This is a genomic window from Bacillus cereus group sp. BfR-BA-01382 (assembly GCF_022663475.1).
In the GTDB taxonomy this organism is placed as follows: domain Bacteria; phylum Bacillota; class Bacilli; order Bacillales; family Bacillaceae_G; genus Bacillus_A; species Bacillus_A thuringiensis_S.
This window is the reverse complement of sequence record NZ_JAKUFQ010000378.1, coordinates 1-263: the sequence shown is the minus strand read 5'-3', so window position 1 is coordinate 263 and position 263 is coordinate 1. Positions and strand designations below refer to the sequence as shown.

The window sequence follows — 263 nt, the reverse complement described above, 5'->3', positions numbered from 1 at the left end:
CTTGTAAAAGGTGAGGAAGAAAAAGTAAAAGCAACAACAGATGAGCAAAAAATAGAAGAAGATAAAAAAGTGGCAGAGGAAGAAAAACGTAAGCAAGAAGAACAGCAAAAAGCAGAGGAAGAAAAGCGTAAGCAAGAAGAGCGACGAAAACAAGAGCAACAGAAAGCTCAGCAACAACCTGTACAACAAGAGAGAACACAAAAGCAAGAAAATACAAAACAAACAACGGGCGGGAAACCAACACGATCACAAATTTCAGTTGG

1 pseudogene is annotated in these 263 nt (G+C 38.8%); it reads left to right on the top strand.

The annotated features are described in order from the left end of the window. Positions 1-263: pseudogene (locus MR160_RS35425) on the top strand (YwbE family protein); the annotation flags it as partial.